The following is a 15,734-nucleotide window of genomic DNA, read 5'->3' on the forward strand; positions in this document are numbered from 1 at the left end:
CTCACTTCTCCTTGCATTCTATGTAGTAGCACCCCTTTAGGTAAAAAAAGAAAGCCGGGTGTTTACCGGCTTACTTCACACGTACAGCTGTGCCTGTGGCAATAACCATCATCATACCTTCTCGCAATGTTTCGAAGTCGAGATCAACCCCAATCACTGCGTTTGCACCTAATACCCGTGCTTTTTCTTTCATTTCACGCAAGGCCAGTTCACGACCTTCTGAGAGCTTGCTCTCATATGAGCCACTTCTGCCTCCGATGATGTCCGTAATCCCTGCGAGAAAGTCACGGACTACGTTTGCACCCATGATCACCTCTCCACTGACGATATCCAAATACTCCTCCACTTCTTTCCCTTGGATCATGCTGGTAGTAGTTACAATCATGTCATTGCCTCCTCATATCGATCTATTCACAATATGTATTACGTACCATAAAATAATCGGTTGCAAAGAAAGATCTTAGCCTGTCCAAAAGTGTATGCGCATTGCTGGCAAACTATACTTTTCCTATCCCACTGTGGGAGTAAGTGTTTTGGATAATTTGGCAGCTGAGGAGCCTAAACTTGCTTCCGCGATTAATTCCCGCCACGATCTGGCGAAGAAGTCTGGTGTTTGGTACCCGTTCACATGACCAACAGCTGCAGATACGAAGATATCCAGAACGTTTGTTGGACGTTTAATGAGCGTAATGTATTCCTGAATCTGTTCATCGGAAATCGTAGAGATCAAAACAAACTCGTCCCCTGCATAACGACATAAGTAATCTCCCTGTTCTTCAGCTAATGAAGAGAGGACCGAAGAATAGGTGCGGATGACATCATCCCCAAATGGATGGCCATGCAGCTTATTAATTCGACCAAAGTCGTTCAAATCGATGAAAAGCAAATGGAAAGGTTTTCGCTCCTTTAAAAAATTTTCCCCAATAAACTGGATATATGGAGCGCGATACAAACCCGATAATGGGTCTCGATATTCTGCTATTTTCATCTCTACGATTTCTTTTGTGATGAATCCGATCAGTTGATCCTCTTGTTTGACTAAAGCAAGCCCATTTTGTTCTTGATGAAGCGCGTGATAGGCCTCCCAAACATTGTGATTGGCTGACAGATAGAACGGCTGACTACTCATGGCATCGGCAACGATTCGGTTTGGATGAGCTGACAAAACATCTCTCGTCGTAACCATTCCCAGTACCTCTCCGTGATCCATGACAACTAACGAATCAACATGAGATTCGTTCATTCGCTCCGCCGCATAAGAGACACTTTTGTCAGAGGTGATGGTACAAATCGTCGTCGTCATGATGTCGGAGATGTTCATAACAGATCCACCTCTCGTTGAACAGACAATGCTATTTTCAACTCAGATCGCAGAACCATAGAGTCGCTAATCATACGCTCTGCCTCTTCCAGAATGATTTTCATCAACAATTTTTCATCAATCATTTGCAAAAGGGTATTTCTTAACAAAACCGCCTCAATCTTTGGATGATTCATTTTCAGTAAGGTAAACTGCTCTGGTGAAAGTGCATCCGCCATTCTCCTTACTGCCTCAGGACCAATTGGTGCTTTCCGTCCGATGATCAACAGATCTTGCATCGGAGGGACTTCAAACTCGGATATTTTTAAGGAAAGCGTTGCCTTCCGCGAATATACGTTGTTATCACTAGCCATAAAAATTCCTCCAATTCTGCATTGCCCTCTTATTCGTCCGGCAAACTGCCTGGTTTACCAAACAAGTACCCCTGGCCGATTGCAACGCCCAATAAAGAAGCACAAGCAAAATCCTCTTCTTCTTCAACTCCTTCGAGAATGAGTTGAGGTGCATCTTTGCAAAAATCGACAAACAATTTTACAGTCTTTTGCTTTTCTAATGAACTCGAGAGCTCTTGCGAAAAAAAGCGATCAATTTTAATGTAATCAGGCGAGATATCTTCAATTTTACTGAATATGTTTGCGCCATCTCCGACATCATCCAACGCAATTAGGAACCCCAACTTTTTCAATTCAGCTATGCGTCGTGTAAAAACGGGTTCGCTCCAGCATTCTCCTTCCATAATCGATTCGTTGATCTCCAAAACGATTTGGGTTAAAAAGGGACGAAAGGAACCAGCGATATTTTGAATGAAGCCAGGAAATGTGTCTTCTATTATGGTAGAAGGAAAAATATTCACAAATAAAAGCTCGTTTTTGTGTTCAATCGACGAATGAAAAAAAGTCAAGAGCGCATAATGCAGGGAATGAGCGTCGAGTTCTGGTAGCTTTTTGTTTTCCTTCGCCAAAGAAAACAATGCCTCTGGATGGATCCCCGCTTTACTGCGAAGTAATACTTCATACCCTATCCTACTTTTCTCAGGAAGCTGACAAATGGGCTGAAATGCGTGGTAGTACTCTTTTTTCTTAAATAATTCTGCAATGCTCTCCATCAATTTTCCTTTCCCTTTCCTAGCAAGTATGAACACAAAGAAAAAGCTTCTTCCATGCGCGAGATATTCTGCGCCATGGAAGTGCTGGGAAATGTACCTACATGCACGAGCAAAAGAAATTCTACTCTCTCTGGATATTTCTAGTCATAACACCAACTAGGTAATAAAGATTACAAATAACAACAGACATTTCGACAATATATGTCTTTGTCCCTACATATTCGCCAGCATCTTGCATATTCCTTTCCAGATCATACTAATTGTTTCAAATTAATTAGGAACATTGTACGTATAATGGCTATTTTCTATCGTTATATTTTCGCAAAATGATAGATGTATCAAGTAATTCCACAACTTGTAAACGCACTGAATCACATGAAATAAATGATAATAAATTTTTTACTGCTTGTTTTGTCATTAGCAGCTATCAAGTTTTTTTCATACGGTATGGAAAATGGGTATCGACATCATCCAAAGGGGGAAAGCCAGTGGTCAAGACCTCAACGTATACACTGCAAGTGCAGGAAGGCCACTTGTTCACGATTACGCTAGTGGCAAATCCCTCTACCGGCTACCAGTGGGACTTGTCTAATCCAGTGGATGCTCGCTTTTTATCGTTGCATGCGAATCATTTTGTTCCTCCACCATCGCCAGCTCGTATTGGGCAAGAGGGACATCAAGTGATGTCCTTTCAGGCTTTGCGGCGAGGAATGACGTCGATTTCAGTGAAGTATTGTCGGCCTTGGGATAGTGGAGATTGCGGGGAGTTTGTGTTTTATGTTGTTACGGTTGTATAGGATTATGTTTAAAAAATACTTACTGTTACTTACTTGGTAGTGAAGTAGTTAGTCTGTATGTGCTGTGTTCATTTACAGGCGCATGCAGACTAAACGTTTTTCCTCGACAATTTAACTATGTGACATTTGGACAAGCGTTGACATCTATGCAGACGTGACCATGCAGTAAAGCAAACTGTGCATCGAAGCAACATTAGTTGAGGAGCAAAGAAGGAGCATGATCAGCATACTGATTCAAACTGCGCGCAAATTGATAATCATCCAGACACGTATGGTATAATTTGGATGAGGTGAATAGTATGACTTTCATTATTCTTACTGCGTTGTACCTTAATCCTATTCTTGCTATTTTGTTCTTTGTTAACTTTACATTTATTATGAAGAAAATTGTCAACAATAAGGATTATAGGCGAAATGCAGTCTTTGGATCATTGTTGATCGTATGGATCTTTTTTTCTTATAGATTGCTTGCTATGGCAAGATAGTTGATTCACTGCTGAGAAAATTATCTCTTGGTTTTAGGAAGTGAGCAAATTCAAATGAATACAAAATTTACTTGTCCATGTTGCGGTTATAAATCGCTCTACCATGATGGAGAATTTGATGTCTGTTCATTTTGCTTCTGAGAGGGTGATCTCCTTCAATTTATGGACCCAGATTCAGATAGAGGAGCAAACAAAGTATCCCTCCGAGAGGTACAAGGAACCTTTATTCGTTTTGGGGCTTGCGAAGATCAAGGCAAACCATTTGTTAGAAAGCCTACATACGATGACGAAAAAGATAAAAAATGAATGCCACTTACTTGAGACTAAATGTAATGATGCGAGTGATAACTACTGCCCTACTCTGTTTTCTTAACCAAAATGTTGAGAATTTCTACTTTCCACAAAATTGGATACTTGGAGTTGAGAGTATTGTTCAAACGCTATACAAATAAATACGCTCGATGGATTCGGATTCTGGCGTCTGTTATTACTATAGTTGGTTTTATCGTCGGGTTATATATTTGGTTCGACGATCTTAATGATAATTTTCTTCATTTTCTAACCAGTGTGTTTTATTCCATCATTCCTTCTATATTCTTGCTTGGATTTGCTGAAGTAATTGAAATCTTGTACCGTATTCATTTGCGATTAGAATTTACTGCTGAGGATAAAACTTTGTTTGATGAAACTAGTGAGTCTGAATGAGGTTAAAATTTACATGTATACGCCTAATATTAATGAAAATGATGGTTTCTTCCTCAGGCATCTATGTTCTTTCTTTTCACCATAGTAAGGAGGGTAAATGTCCATTTCTTTGATGTATTAGCACTGAGACGTCAAAATTTAACGGGTTTTTTATATATTCAGGACTCTTAAAAAAGTAGCCCTCGGTCCAAGGCTCTGTAGCGAATTGCTTCTGCTACATGTGCAGCATCTACACGAGAAGCCCCATCTAAATCTGCAATTGTCCTCGCCACTTTTACAATTCTATCGTATGCTCTTGCACTCAAACCTAATGTCTCGAAGGCAAGCTGTAGCATCTCTTGTGCTTCCTTATCCAGCTGAGCGAATTGGCGCAGCTCTTCTCCATTCATCACACTGTTAAAAGGACATCCCGGACGATAGTGGTATCTTTCGCATTGAACAGCCCTCGCCTGTTCTACTCTACGTTGAATGTCTTTTGAGGACTCCTCTGCTTTTCTGTTGTGAAGAAGTTGAACGGGTACTCTCGGCACCTCGATGTGCAGATCGATGCGGTCTAGCAAGGGACCTGAGAGCTTTGAGCGGTATTTGTAGATTTGTTGAGGAGAGCAAGAGCAGGTTTGCTTCTCTCGAGTACCAAAGAATCCACAAGGACAAGGATTGCAAGAACCGATTAACAGAATCCGAGCAGGAAAGGTAAAAACCTGCTTAGATCGTCCAATCGTGACAACCCCTGATTCCAGCGGCTGGCGTAGTACCTCTAATACATGTCGAGAAAACTCGGGCATCTCATCAAGGAAGAGGATCCCACCGTGAGACAAACTACATTCTCCCGGACGCGGGATTTGCGCACCACCGCCAATTAGTGCAGTAGCGGTAATCGTATGGTGAGGGGCACGAAAAGGTCTCTCCTCGATAAGCCCACTCTCCCGCTTCAATTGACCAGCAATACTGTATATTTTCGTCACTTCGTAAGATTCATGAATAGTCATGTTCGGCATGATACCAGGCAGGCAAGTAGCTAAAAGAGTTTTCCCTGAACCTGGCGGCCCCACCAAAATCACATTATGAAATCCAGCTGCTGCGATCTCCAAGCCACGTTTTACAAATTGCTGTCCGTAAACATTGGCAAAGTCGTGAGGCAGCTGGTTCGCATTTGTCTTGCCTATCTCCGATTCGGGAAAAATATAGTCTGAGTTTTTACTATGAAGGCCTTCTTTCCAGTAGCTCACAGCCTCTTCCAGATTACTCGCAGGCAATACGGTAATGTCAACGAGCCGTGCTTCCGCTGCATTTTGTTCGGGGAGAATCACGTGGGTAAATCCTGCATTTTTAGCTTCTAGCAGGATGGGGAGTACACCCGTTACAGGGCGAAGAGAACCGTCTAATGCCAACTCTCCTAGAACGAGGATTCTCTCTGCTCTAGGGAGCATTTGCTTCGAGGCGAGTAAAATTCCAAAGGCAATAGCAAGGTCGAAGCCAGAGCCTTCCTTACGCTGGTCTGCTGGTGCCAGGTTGACAGTGATCCGCTGCATTGGGTAGTCGTATCCTGCGTTACGCAAGGCAGCACGAACACGATCTCTTGCTTCTTTTACTGCTGAACCGCCGAGTCCGACCAAATCGAATTGAGGCAAGCCATTTGCTATGTCTGTTTCTACAGTGACGATCATTCCATCTATGCCGAGCACCGTGCCTGAATAACTGCATGCGTACATGTTCTCTCCCCCTCTGGTTATAGGGTAGAAAAAGATAGAGGGGGTGGGCAAGTAAATTGGAGCTTTTGCCTAGGCGTTCCTCAATATAGTTTGGAAAACAGTACCAATTACCTACTGTTAATTCGATATAAATCAGCAAAACCTCTTGAGCAGTAATCAAAAGGCATAATTGTAATCTTATAAAAAAACGCATGTAAAAATGGAGTTTAGCATCTGGCTACCATTAATGTTGTTTTCGATATAAGAGCTATTTAGACTAATCCTTCATCGACTACTACGTACTATCTTCCCAAATATAGCTGGTCTATTGGTTTCAAACTGATAAATAAGGTCTTCACCAAAAATACTAATAGATTGTTCCCAGGGATGCCCTAAGTATCCCCACATAAAATCTTTATTCAAAAAGAAGTAATAATCACCATCTGGGTAAAACCCTATCCTTCTACTTACATTGCCATTCTCTAGATGAGGATTATAACGATAGGATTCGTGTTGCCAATCAAGTGCATAGATATAGTCGTCAGACCCTGTCACCGCCCTAAGGTTGGTAACACACTTCTCCTCAAGATCATCGATATCGTCATCCGTATATTCAGTAATATCAAAAGTAACAAAAGGAATCGGTAAACGAAAGGAAGGCCAATCACTGCTATGGATACTTGGTTTGAAATTGAAATCCTTATAAAATTTACCCCAAACCAGACGATATTGCTCATCCGACAATGGAATCCAATTGTTCATTTTACATCTCCTCTGGATTTATTATTGATCTATTCCTGTTTGTGAACGGAATGCAGCTTCATGTTTCCGCTCACCTTCCCTACTCCCTACACACGAATCTCTCTGATTTTGCTAGGCAGTTGACTAAAAAGGTCTACACTCTCCCCAAGCATCTGCCACTCCACCATACATTTATGGAAAACTTTCACTCCAACAGGTATACTGCAAATAAACAGGTAAGGAGTTGGTTCTCTTTGATTTTTACTGTTGATCGCCATCAAATTTCCATCCACTACGAACATGCTGAACCTGTTCAGATCGACTGGGACGAAGTATACAGTGTCTCTTACTATAAGATCGATTGCATTGAGTACGAAATGGGTTACCTCGTTTTTGACTTGGTATACGGTGAGTTCATTGAGATTAGTGATAGTGATCAAGATTGGGAAAAAATCGTAAATGACCTCGAAAAATACTTACCCTCGCATACAAGCGATTGGATGCATTCATTACATAGTTGGTCGATCGACGACGGTATTCTTTATCTTTATGAAAAAGCGTAAAGACGAAGGTGAACTGGATTGAGAATTTTTGAACGCATTTCCTTTTACAGCGACCTAGACCTCATCACTTTATCCAACGATTTAGAACGTGTCTTATCGCTGAAACCATTTGAATATGATGGGGAAAACGATAATCGCTGGTCCTGGACTTATGATCGAGACCACATTCAGATCAATATATCTTGGCCGTATCTTTCTGAAAATCTTCAAGAATGGGATCACACCGTTCCGGATGGATGTAATTACAGTTTACTCCTGATTAGTGATTTTCCACTCATCGACTACGAACAAGACAAATACAATGCGGATTTTGTCATCTCGGTCCTGATTCCAAAATATGTAGCCGTTTTACGTAAATTCGTTGGAGAAGTTTCCTACCATTCTGGTAATCATCATGCGGAATACGTAAGAAAACTGCTCAGAATGGCTCCATCAATACCCTATCGTGACAACTGACCAGTCGTGCTCAGTCAGCCTTAACCTCACTGCTTTCTCTTCAATTCATTCAGTAGTTCAATGATTCGTCGGTTTTGATCCACTTGCGTTACGATGTTCTGGTTCAACCTCCGAATCGCGTCGTAGATTGCAAAAAGTCCTACCAACAGTAGAAAAGCAAACAACGATTCCATGCCGCTTTTACCTCCTTACGATTAACGTTGATATAAAAAAGACCCGCGTTCGAATGCGAGTCTTTTCTCATGCTGTGTTGTTTTTTCTTGAGCAAATCGAGCTACTTCTGATAGACAGTGATGTATTCTTTTTGCACGTGATCTGCTAACCAAACGAGCTCATTTCCATGGTAAAACTTCACACCATCTTGCCAGGCTTGCCTCGCATCGATTCGCAAAAGTACGGGATGATCGTCTCGTCTTTTCCCAACCTGCTGGGCTGTTTGGACGTCTTCAGACAGATGCACATACTGTCTTCCTTTTGGAACAAGCCCGCTAGCAAAAATAGAATCGAGGAATCTTTGCGGCGTGCCATGAAAAAGATACGCAGGCGGTTCTTTTTCTTCCTTTTGGATCTTTTGCGGCACTGAATGTCCATAGAGGGCGCGAATTTTGCCTTGATTGATCTCATGACGCTTTTTTTCGGATAACGCAATCATCGTATGTAAATCTTCTTCGGTAACCGCTCGCCACTTGCGCTGTTCATGAAGTGACAAAAGCAATTGCTTAATCGGTACCCATCCTTGTTCGTCTAACTCAAGCTCATATTCATGGGGGGCATGACGAAGCGCATAGGACAGTTCTTTACTCAATTTTTGATAATCCATACACTCATCTCCCATTACAGGTCATAGCCACTTCTTTACGCAAAAAAGTAACCGAGACTCACTATTGCAGCAATAAATAGGTGAACGATGAAATTTCCTGTTAGTCGAACCCATAGCTGTTGGCTTTTCATCGTCCAAAATCCATAGAGGAGAGCAACGATCAGGTAAGCCAGAACATAAACGAAAAACACAGGACTGCTCTCCTCTTTAGGACATTTCTTTTTTTATGTTAGCAATTAGCTTGTCAGCATTGTTTTCATCGTTATCAAACATGACTAGGTCTTGCAAGGCAATCCCTTCCACGGATTGAATAGCTGTGGACATAGAATCTGCCAGTTGCTGCATATCAGCTTTGTCTGCTACTTCAACATCTAGAACCAGTACAAGTTTTTTCTTCATGGTGAAAATCCTCGCTTTACGATAAGTATGGATAGTGCGATCGAGCCATATCATCCCCATTATACATAATAATCCGGTATACATCGACAACGGATAATAACAGCTTAATCTGGAATCTCTATATATGCGGAAACATTCGATTTTAATATCTCGATTAGTTCCTCATCCATGTATATGTATTCATCGGGGATACCCAAGCAAATGATCCTTTTATCCATCAGTTCCGAGCTAAACTTTTCTAGTAACCGCCTTACATGTTTTTTCTCCATACAAAAAATGAGATCAGCCCATCCAATAAGGCCACTTGTTACTTTAATACGGGCCCCAGTTTCAGTACCTGCTGATCTTACATCATAGTCATTGATCCCATGAAAAATCTTTTCTGCCGTCAAGCTCCTCCATTTATTTCTGCTGCAAATGAACAGTAGCTTCATTCTTCCTCCTCATCCAAATCTTCAAACTGCCATTCCTCTGGTACCGGAAAATAAGCGTCATACTCTTTCCTGGCATCCACACTCATTTCCTCTAGCCATGGCCAATAATGCATGAGATAGTCCTCACCAAATCCCATCCGCCAACACAAACTATAAGGATGCTCTTCTGGAAACACAATCCATGGCGGCAAATAGAAATGCGGTTGGTACCCATCTAGGTTTTCACGCACTTCCATCCATAATCTTCCTAGTACGTCTGAATCGTTGCTCGTACAATCGATTAAGGTGGCATCCCCAGTAGAGAGCAGAATTTCACGAATGACAGGGTACTGTTCTACTTTTGCTTGTAATGCCTTGCGCATGATCTCTTTTTCTTGGGTAGTCCCTAAAAATTTCTTGGCTTGCAGATAGTGTTCCAAAGTTGTCCAAAGTTCCCCTTCCAACTCTACTGGGTGACTAGAGAAATTGGAGAAGCAGCCGTATGGTTTATCTGGTTGATCAAAGTGAATTTCGAGAGGTTGCTTAATACCTTTTCGGATATGATCCTTCATGAATATTTGTACCTCCGTATCCATCATAATGATTCCATCATAACGAATTGATTAGCCACGCCCTGTGCAAATACTTCCGAAATACCTCATCCAGCTTGTCTGTTGGGTCCTCCAGATCATTTGTATATTGGCTAGTCAGTGCAGTCAGACGCTCTATTTGATCCTCAATAAAATGGTGAAGCTCTTCGATCCTTGGCTCCAAGTTCAACTCATCCCAGCTATTTTTCTTTGGAGCAGCTCAGAAATTTTACCTTTTAACGTAGAATCGGTTATCAGCTCTGTAACTAACCGATCAAATCCAATGGGGGGATTCGTATGATACGTTTCGATCCAGATGCATGCGAGAATCGGGCGTAACACATAAAAGTATTTTTTGATTTTGACTTGCTCCCCTTGCAGATAGTCCCGAAAATTCCCTTTTGCCATACTGAGGTAATGATGCAAGGAAGCCTTGGGCGAAAATACTTCCCCTTGCAACCTTTCCAGTTCATCTCGAAAGCCAAGTGTATCGAGATAAACAATGTCTGATACAAGCCATTCTTGTAGGGGCGGATTCGATTTTCGAAATAGCTTAAGCGCTTTTCGAATATCCCAGCCGTTTATATCTAAAAGGTCATTGATCGGTACTTCTACAACATCCCGTTTGTCGTCAATGGACAAATACCATTCTGGCTTCTTCACATAGACAAACCGTACATCATAATCGCTATCTTTGGATGGAAATCCCCATGCCCGACTTCCTGATTCAACGGCGAACAATACTTTTAAGTCATGCGCTTGCTCGATTTCTTTTAACTTTTCCAAGATGATCTCTCTCAAGAGTCATTCCTCCTCCACAACAAATAACAGGGTTTCCTTACTCTTGGAAAAAAACTCGCTGAACCAATTAAGATTCAGCGAGTTTCCTGCCATCCATTATTTTACTGTTACTTCGATTTCCACTTCATAGCCTTTGTATTCAGCTGTAATAGTGGCCTTACCTTTCTTTTTACCTTTTACCGAACCGCTGCTGGATACTGAAGCTACGGAAGATTTATTCGACTTCCATTTTGCTTTAGAGCTGCTGATGTCATCGCCATCATAGGTGAGTTTGATCTTTTCAGAGTCACCCTTTTTAATGGTAATGCTTGTGTCATCTGCTTCCAGCTTGCTTGAGCCTTTGCTGCCAACTTCCACTTCAATTTCAACTTTTTCGCCTTTATACGTAGCGGTAATGGTTGCCTTTCCTTTTGCTTTTGCTGTAATCGTACCACTGCTGGTAACGGTTGCGACAGAAGATTTAGAGGTTTTCCATGATGCTTTTGAATTGCTAATTGTGTCGCCATCATATCTCAGTTTTACAGTTTCTCTCTCGCCTTTTTTCAAGGTGATGCTCGTATCGTCTGCTTCCAGCATTCCTGAGGAGCTATCGACAGTCACTTCAATTTCTACTTTTTCGCCTTTGTATTGAGCGGTAATGGTAGCTTTACCTTTACCTGTTGCTGTAATCGTACCAGAGCTGCTTACTGTTGCTACTGAGGATCGGGATGTGGACCAAGATGCATTCGAATTACTAATGGTGGAACCATCATATTTCAATGTTAATGTTTCTCTTTCCCCTTTTTTCAAGGAGACCGTGCTGTCGTTTACTTCCAGTTTACCAGAGTTGTTGTAATCGACCTTAACACGAATTTCGACCTTATCGCCTTTGTATGTTGCTGTAATGGTAGCAGTTCCTTGGCCTTTTGCCGTAACGACACCATCATCAACAGTTGCCACGCTGGAGTTGGATGTTTTCCAGGTTGCTTTTGATCCAGACAATCTGTCATCATCATAAGTTAGTTGAATCGTGTCTCTGTCGCCTTTTTTCAAAGAGATGCTGGTTTCATCAGCTTCCAGTTTACCAGAACTGTCTGTACCTACGTAAACATCAACCTCTACTTCGTAGCCTTTGTATTTTGCAGTGATCGTTGCTGTACCTTTAGCTTTTGCAGTAACGACACCATCATCGTTTACAGTTGCTACAGAGGACTTCGAAGTTTTCCAGGTTGCTTTTGAACCAGAAATTTTATCGTCGTCATACGTCAACTTAATGGTTTCTTTATCGCCTTTTTCCATTTTCAGCTGAGTAACATCTGCTTCCAGCTTACCGTCTGAATTTCCGCCTTCAACATCAACGCGGATTTCTACCTCTTGGTCTTTGTAGCTAGCAGTAATGACAGTGCTACCTTGGCCTACACCTTTAATTTCACCATCGTCAACAGTTGCGACAGTTTTATCCGCGGTTTTCCAAGTCGCTCTTGACCCAGGGAGACTGCTACCCGCAAATTTCAAACTAACGTTTGTTTTTTTGCCTTTTTTAACAGAAACCTCTGTTTTCGTTGCTTCGAGAGTCTGAGCTCTGTCAACAGTCACTCTAACTGTAGCACGATAACCATTGTATTTAGCAGTAACAACAGTCGTTCCTACTTTCTTACCGTACACAACCCCATTGCTGACAGAAGCGATGCTAGAGCTACCAATTTCCCAATCAACCAATGCGTTATCGATAGGGCTGCCATTATAAGTAAGGCGAATGGTTTCTGAATCCCCAATCGTGACGTTTACTGAGCCTACGCTTGCTTTCAAGCCATTGGAAACTGAGCTTGCTACCACGCTATAAGCTTCAATAGGTTTTGGTGTCGCAACTTGTGCAGAAGCAATGCCTGTTACTGAAAACTGAACAGTACAAATAGTTGCTACCGCTAAGGAGACGTTTTTCATTAAACTGTTCTTAATCTTTTTCATGTTTTTACCTCCAAATTATTTCCTATACTTCTATTGACGAATGAGATGGAAAAATGTCACACCAAAATGGCTATTTTTTTGAAAAACATTTGTTTTTCTTTCAAACAATTGTTGATAAGCCAGATCCCAAAGCAAAAGTGATACTAGTTATGGGCTCGTCTGTACGAATCGAATCGATCCGTTTCATCAAAAAAAATGCTTTCCAGCTTTTTGAGCCGGAAAGCGGATATTGATGCTTGGAGGAGTTTCATCGCGTCGAGTACAGTACATAGTACGCTGGCTCTGCGACTGATGCTGTAGACGTATCCCCAATATATCCGTGGTCAAGAGCCCGTTTTTCCTAGAAAGCACTCTCATAATGCTCAATGACTGGTTTCATGAAGTCTCCACCTTGCGTAGATGTACCCGTGTATATCCCGATGACATCAAAACGAAAAGCAGGGATTGGCTGTGAGGTTTTTTGCAAGTATTCGATGGCGAGCTCACGCAGCTTCTGCTTCTTCTTCCAAGTAATGGACTCGCCCGCTGTTCCAAAAAAATGGCTGCTCCTCGTTCGAACCTCAATGAAAACCAAGCAGTTCCCGTCTAGAGCAATCAAATCCATTTCTCCACGTTTTGTTCGAACATTTCGATCGACAATACGGAAACCCTTGTTCACTAAATAGCTTTCAGCAAGCTGTTCTCCTCTTTGACCAAGAAGACGGCGGCGATCGCTCATTATTTGGGTCCTCCGCCTTTATCGATGCGATAGACAAAAGCAAGGATTTCTGCCACAACTTGATACAGCTCCGGAGGAATTTGTTGGTCCAAATCCAGCTTGCCCAAAACCTCTACGAGTGATGGGTCCTCTTGTACCGGTATGTCATGCTCCTTTGCTGTCTTTAGGATATTGTCAGCTACGTACCCCTTGCCTTTTGCCACAATCTTTGGCGCTTCCATGATACCCGCCTGGTATTTTAGCGCAACTGCCTGTTTGCGTTTTTGCTCTGACGAGGATGGCGGCATCATACGCGAAGGTCAACCCCTTTATAGTCAGCCAGGATGGGGCCTTTGGTTTGAATCGGACTTGTCGACTTCCCGCGCTCGGCCGGGACTGGCTGGACTCGCATAGCCGATAGATGGTAACCAACGTCCTGTAATTGGTCAGCAAAACGATCCTTGGACCCTTGAATGAGTGCTTCCACCCATGGCGTATCGTTAAAAATTTGCAGATTAACAATTCGATTCACGATACTTACATCAATCATGGTTGTCCCCATACTTTGGAGTTCCAAATGAAAGAACAGACGGCAGTTCTCCGGATCAAGCTGTCCAGAGCCTTTCTTTTTCGACTCAATTTGGACAAAAGCCGTCTCATCCCCATCTGCTTGGCGAATCGGAATTTGCATAACGATTTGAGACAGAGCTTGGTTAGAGGGCTGTACCATCATCAACTGTTGTCCGGTCACTTGTTGCAGCAGTTGATCAGCAGCTTCACGCAAGGCGGTTGGAAGTGCCTGAGCTGGCGCTTGACTGATTTGCAGCAAGAGGGATTTGACTGTATCCATCTGCTTTACTGAATGGGAATCGATCGCCCCTTGTGAAAATGCCTGTCCCATCAATTCTCTCTCGTGGGTTACGCCTAAATGACGAAACAATTCAGCAATCGGGTTAGCAGCTGTGGCTCCATTCGTTGCACCAGATGCTTGAGACATCATTTGTGGAATGACTTTTTGCCCCGCCTCTGTCACTACGGCCCTTTGCTCTGCCATCTGCTTGTTTTGGACCGTGTCCTGATTCATCTGTAATGACTGAGGAGTAGGCAATGGCTCGTTTCGAGCGATTTTTGACTCGACGCTTGGACCACTGGTCTGGTTAGGCTGCAACTGATTACTCTTTCCGGTCATGACGTTTTGCTGCGATTCCACCTGCTTTGTTGCAGTGTTTGGTGCAGGTACTGTCTCAGTGGTAACAGTTGACAAAACAGTTTGTGATGGCGATGGTATGTTACTGAAAGCCTGCGTTGATGGTTGAGGCGATGTCTGGACTTGCGATGAAGGCTGACCGCTCTGCCCAGGCAGCGGCTGAGTCTGGCTTCCTCCAGTCACGTTCTGAGAAGCAGCTTGATTGGGCTGATTCCCTTGTGGCATTTGTTTGACCGCCAGTCCCTCGTCTGCACCATCGTTACCCGCGATAAGGAAAGAGAGTCCCGTCAACTTTTCTTTTAACTGACTAACAAGCTGTTTGACATCTCCCGTTGCTGCATTAGCTTGTCCGGGGACTTGCTGTGATTGGCTTTGAGGCACCTGCCCAGTCGGTTGTGAAGTCTGGCCCTCTCCCTCTAAAAAGAGCGAGGCTTGCTGCAGCAGGTTTTGTATGAGCTGCCCCATTGGCTTGTCTGATAAAAAAGCTTTGAGCCCTGCGATTGTATCGGGAGTCAGTGGCAAATTTCGTTTCATGGCAGTCATGAATGCCTCAATTGTGGCATTGTCTACGCCTAAACGCCCAGCCACGGCTGAAAAAGCTTGTATCGTTTCCTTATTCACAGGAAGATTGGCACCAAGCAGAGCTTGCACGATCGCTTTGTTCTCTTTTGTATCGGCAATCCCTAGTGACCGCATTAGCCCTTCTAGAGATGCGTCTTTGCCAGCTCCTTCTCCAACGCTTTCCAAAACCTTCAACGTGACGACACCTGTTGATGGTTGGACTTGCAGCCAAGCTTTCTGGCCCGGTTCCAGACTTGCTTCCATTTTCGCCTGAACCTGCATTCCCCCGACTTGTACGAGCGCCATATTGTCCGGGTAATGCTTGATTACCGTGCCTTTAAACACTTGTCCGGGAGTAAGCTCAACCGGCTTCGGAGCGGATATGGGTGCTTTTTGCACGAATGATTGAATAAGTTGCGACGGGGAAAACATGCA

Annotated in this window: 20 protein-coding genes and 2 pseudogenes; 5 read left to right on the plus strand and 17 right to left on the minus strand. The window is 43.0% G+C overall.

Annotation, left to right across the window (positions count from 1 at the left end):
* Nucleotides 1–70: 70 nt before the first annotated feature.
* The 4 genes from ACFVS2_RS07295 to ACFVS2_RS07310 all read right to left on the minus strand — a co-directional run bounded on the left by ACFVS2_RS07295 (nucleotide 71) and on the right by ACFVS2_RS07310 (nucleotide 2,426).
* Nucleotides 71–385, minus strand: coding sequence for a YbjQ family protein (locus tag ACFVS2_RS07295; protein ID WP_048033469.1), 315 nt, complete (start codon nucleotides 383–385; stop codon nucleotides 71–73).
* Nucleotides 386–508: 123 nt separating this feature from the next.
* Nucleotides 509–1,321: a CBS domain-containing protein gene (locus ACFVS2_RS07300; protein WP_173617407.1), complete on the minus strand. Its 813-nt coding sequence runs from the start codon at nucleotides 1,319–1,321 to the stop codon at nucleotides 509–511.
* Entirely contained in the window at nucleotides 1,318–1,674 is a 357-nt protein-coding gene (locus tag ACFVS2_RS07305; RefSeq protein WP_017249346.1) for a hypothetical protein, read from the minus strand. The genes ACFVS2_RS07300 and ACFVS2_RS07305 overlap by 4 nt, the downstream gene beginning before the upstream one ends.
* Before the next feature lie 29 nt (nucleotides 1,675–1,703).
* Entirely contained in the window at nucleotides 1,704–2,426 is a 723-nt protein-coding gene (locus tag ACFVS2_RS07310) for an EAL domain-containing protein (RefSeq protein ID WP_173617406.1), read from the minus strand.
* Nucleotides 2,427–2,914: 488 nt separating this feature from the next.
* Here ACFVS2_RS07310 and ACFVS2_RS07315 point away from each other — a divergent pair, with 488 nt between their 5' ends.
* The 3 genes and pseudogenes from ACFVS2_RS07315 to ACFVS2_RS07325 all read left to right on the plus strand — a co-directional run bounded on the left by ACFVS2_RS07315 (nucleotide 2,915) and on the right by ACFVS2_RS07325 (nucleotide 4,413).
* Nucleotides 2,915–3,223, plus strand: a complete 309-nt coding sequence (locus tag ACFVS2_RS07315; protein WP_390232687.1) for a protease inhibitor I42 family protein — start codon at nucleotides 2,915–2,917, stop codon at nucleotides 3,221–3,223.
* A 539-nt stretch (nucleotides 3,224–3,762) separates the two neighbouring features.
* A pseudogene (locus ACFVS2_RS07320) lies at nucleotides 3,763–4,014 on the plus strand (CPCC family cysteine-rich protein).
* 123 nt (nucleotides 4,015–4,137) lie between these two features.
* Nucleotides 4,138–4,413, plus strand: coding sequence for a hypothetical protein (locus tag ACFVS2_RS07325; RefSeq protein ID WP_390232689.1), 276 nt, complete (start codon nucleotides 4,138–4,140; stop codon nucleotides 4,411–4,413).
* A gap of 167 nt (nucleotides 4,414–4,580) precedes the next feature.
* Here ACFVS2_RS07325 and ACFVS2_RS07330 read toward each other — a convergent pair whose 3' ends face one another.
* On the minus strand, nucleotides 4,581–6,125 hold the full coding sequence (locus tag ACFVS2_RS07330) for a YifB family Mg chelatase-like AAA ATPase (RefSeq protein ID WP_390232691.1): 1,545 nt from the start codon (nucleotides 6,123–6,125) through the stop codon (nucleotides 4,581–4,583).
* 264 nt (nucleotides 6,126–6,389) lie between these two features.
* On the minus strand, nucleotides 6,390–6,866 hold the full coding sequence (locus ACFVS2_RS07335; protein WP_390232693.1) for a DUF2716 domain-containing protein: 477 nt from the start codon (nucleotides 6,864–6,866) through the stop codon (nucleotides 6,390–6,392).
* A gap of 233 nt (nucleotides 6,867–7,099) precedes the next feature.
* On the opposite strand from ACFVS2_RS07335, the gene ACFVS2_RS07340 reads away from it, so the two are divergent.
* Together ACFVS2_RS07340 and ACFVS2_RS07345 are read left to right on the plus strand one after the other, a co-directional pair.
* The gene (locus ACFVS2_RS07340; RefSeq protein WP_390232695.1) at nucleotides 7,100–7,408 is read left to right on the plus strand and encodes a hypothetical protein; all 309 of its coding nucleotides are present in this window, start codon (nucleotides 7,100–7,102) and stop codon (nucleotides 7,406–7,408) included.
* 18 nt (nucleotides 7,409–7,426) lie between these two features.
* Nucleotides 7,427–7,864, plus strand: coding sequence for a hypothetical protein (locus ACFVS2_RS07345; protein WP_390232697.1), 438 nt, complete (start codon nucleotides 7,427–7,429; stop codon nucleotides 7,862–7,864).
* Nucleotides 7,865–7,890: 26 nt separating this feature from the next.
* On the opposite strand, the gene ACFVS2_RS07350 is transcribed toward ACFVS2_RS07345, so the two are convergent.
* The 11 genes and pseudogenes from ACFVS2_RS07350 to ACFVS2_RS07400 form a co-directional block, all read right to left on the minus strand.
* A complete protein-coding gene (locus ACFVS2_RS07350; protein WP_390232699.1) occupies nucleotides 7,891–8,037 on the minus strand; it encodes a hypothetical protein in 147 nt (48 codons plus the stop codon).
* A 101-nt stretch (nucleotides 8,038–8,138) separates the two neighbouring features.
* Nucleotides 8,139–8,684: an RNA 2'-phosphotransferase gene (locus ACFVS2_RS07355; RefSeq protein ID WP_390232701.1), complete on the minus strand. Its 546-nt coding sequence runs from the start codon at nucleotides 8,682–8,684 to the stop codon at nucleotides 8,139–8,141.
* Nucleotides 8,685–8,719: 35 nt separating this feature from the next.
* Complete coding sequence (locus ACFVS2_RS07360) at nucleotides 8,720–8,875, minus strand: hypothetical protein (protein WP_007719676.1); 156 nt, start codon at nucleotides 8,873–8,875, stop codon at nucleotides 8,720–8,722.
* Nucleotides 8,876–8,891: 16 nt separating this feature from the next.
* Nucleotides 8,892–9,083, minus strand: coding sequence for a hypothetical protein (locus ACFVS2_RS07365; RefSeq protein WP_007719678.1), 192 nt, complete (start codon nucleotides 9,081–9,083; stop codon nucleotides 8,892–8,894).
* Between the two features lie 104 nt (nucleotides 9,084–9,187).
* The gene (locus tag ACFVS2_RS07370; protein ID WP_390232703.1) at nucleotides 9,188–9,517 is read right to left on the minus strand and encodes a low molecular weight protein tyrosine phosphatase family protein; all 330 of its coding nucleotides are present in this window, start codon (nucleotides 9,515–9,517) and stop codon (nucleotides 9,188–9,190) included.
* Nucleotides 9,514–10,068 carry an NADAR family protein gene (locus ACFVS2_RS07375; RefSeq protein WP_390232705.1) on the minus strand — a complete coding sequence of 185 codons (555 nt, stop codon included), beginning with the start codon at nucleotides 10,066–10,068 and terminating at the stop codon, nucleotides 9,514–9,516. Before ACFVS2_RS07375 ends, ACFVS2_RS07370 begins: the two co-directional genes overlap by 4 nt.
* Before the next feature lie 37 nt (nucleotides 10,069–10,105).
* Nucleotides 10,106–10,887, minus strand: a pseudogene (locus ACFVS2_RS07380) (nucleotidyltransferase domain-containing protein).
* A 96-nt stretch (nucleotides 10,888–10,983) separates the two neighbouring features.
* Nucleotides 10,984–12,834, minus strand: a complete 1,851-nt coding sequence (locus tag ACFVS2_RS07385) for an Ig-like domain-containing protein (RefSeq protein WP_390232707.1) — start codon at nucleotides 12,832–12,834, stop codon at nucleotides 10,984–10,986.
* A gap of 340 nt (nucleotides 12,835–13,174) precedes the next feature.
* The gene (locus ACFVS2_RS07390) at nucleotides 13,175–13,552 is read right to left on the minus strand and encodes a YraN family protein (protein ID WP_173617396.1); all 378 of its coding nucleotides are present in this window, start codon (nucleotides 13,550–13,552) and stop codon (nucleotides 13,175–13,177) included.
* Complete coding sequence (locus ACFVS2_RS07395; RefSeq protein WP_173617395.1) at nucleotides 13,552–13,842, minus strand: EscU/YscU/HrcU family type III secretion system export apparatus switch protein; 291 nt, start codon at nucleotides 13,840–13,842, stop codon at nucleotides 13,552–13,554. Before ACFVS2_RS07395 ends, ACFVS2_RS07390 begins: the two co-directional genes overlap by 1 nt.
* Nucleotides 13,839–15,731, minus strand: a complete 1,893-nt coding sequence (locus tag ACFVS2_RS07400; RefSeq protein ID WP_390232710.1) for a hypothetical protein — start codon at nucleotides 15,729–15,731, stop codon at nucleotides 13,839–13,841. The genes ACFVS2_RS07395 and ACFVS2_RS07400 overlap by 4 nt, the downstream gene beginning before the upstream one ends.
* Nucleotides 15,732–15,734: the final 3 nt, after the last annotated feature.

Origin of the sequence: Brevibacillus sp. NPDC058079 (genome assembly GCF_042885155.1) — a bacterium.
In the GTDB taxonomy this organism is placed as follows: Bacteria; Bacillota; Bacilli; order Brevibacillales; family Brevibacillaceae; genus Brevibacillus.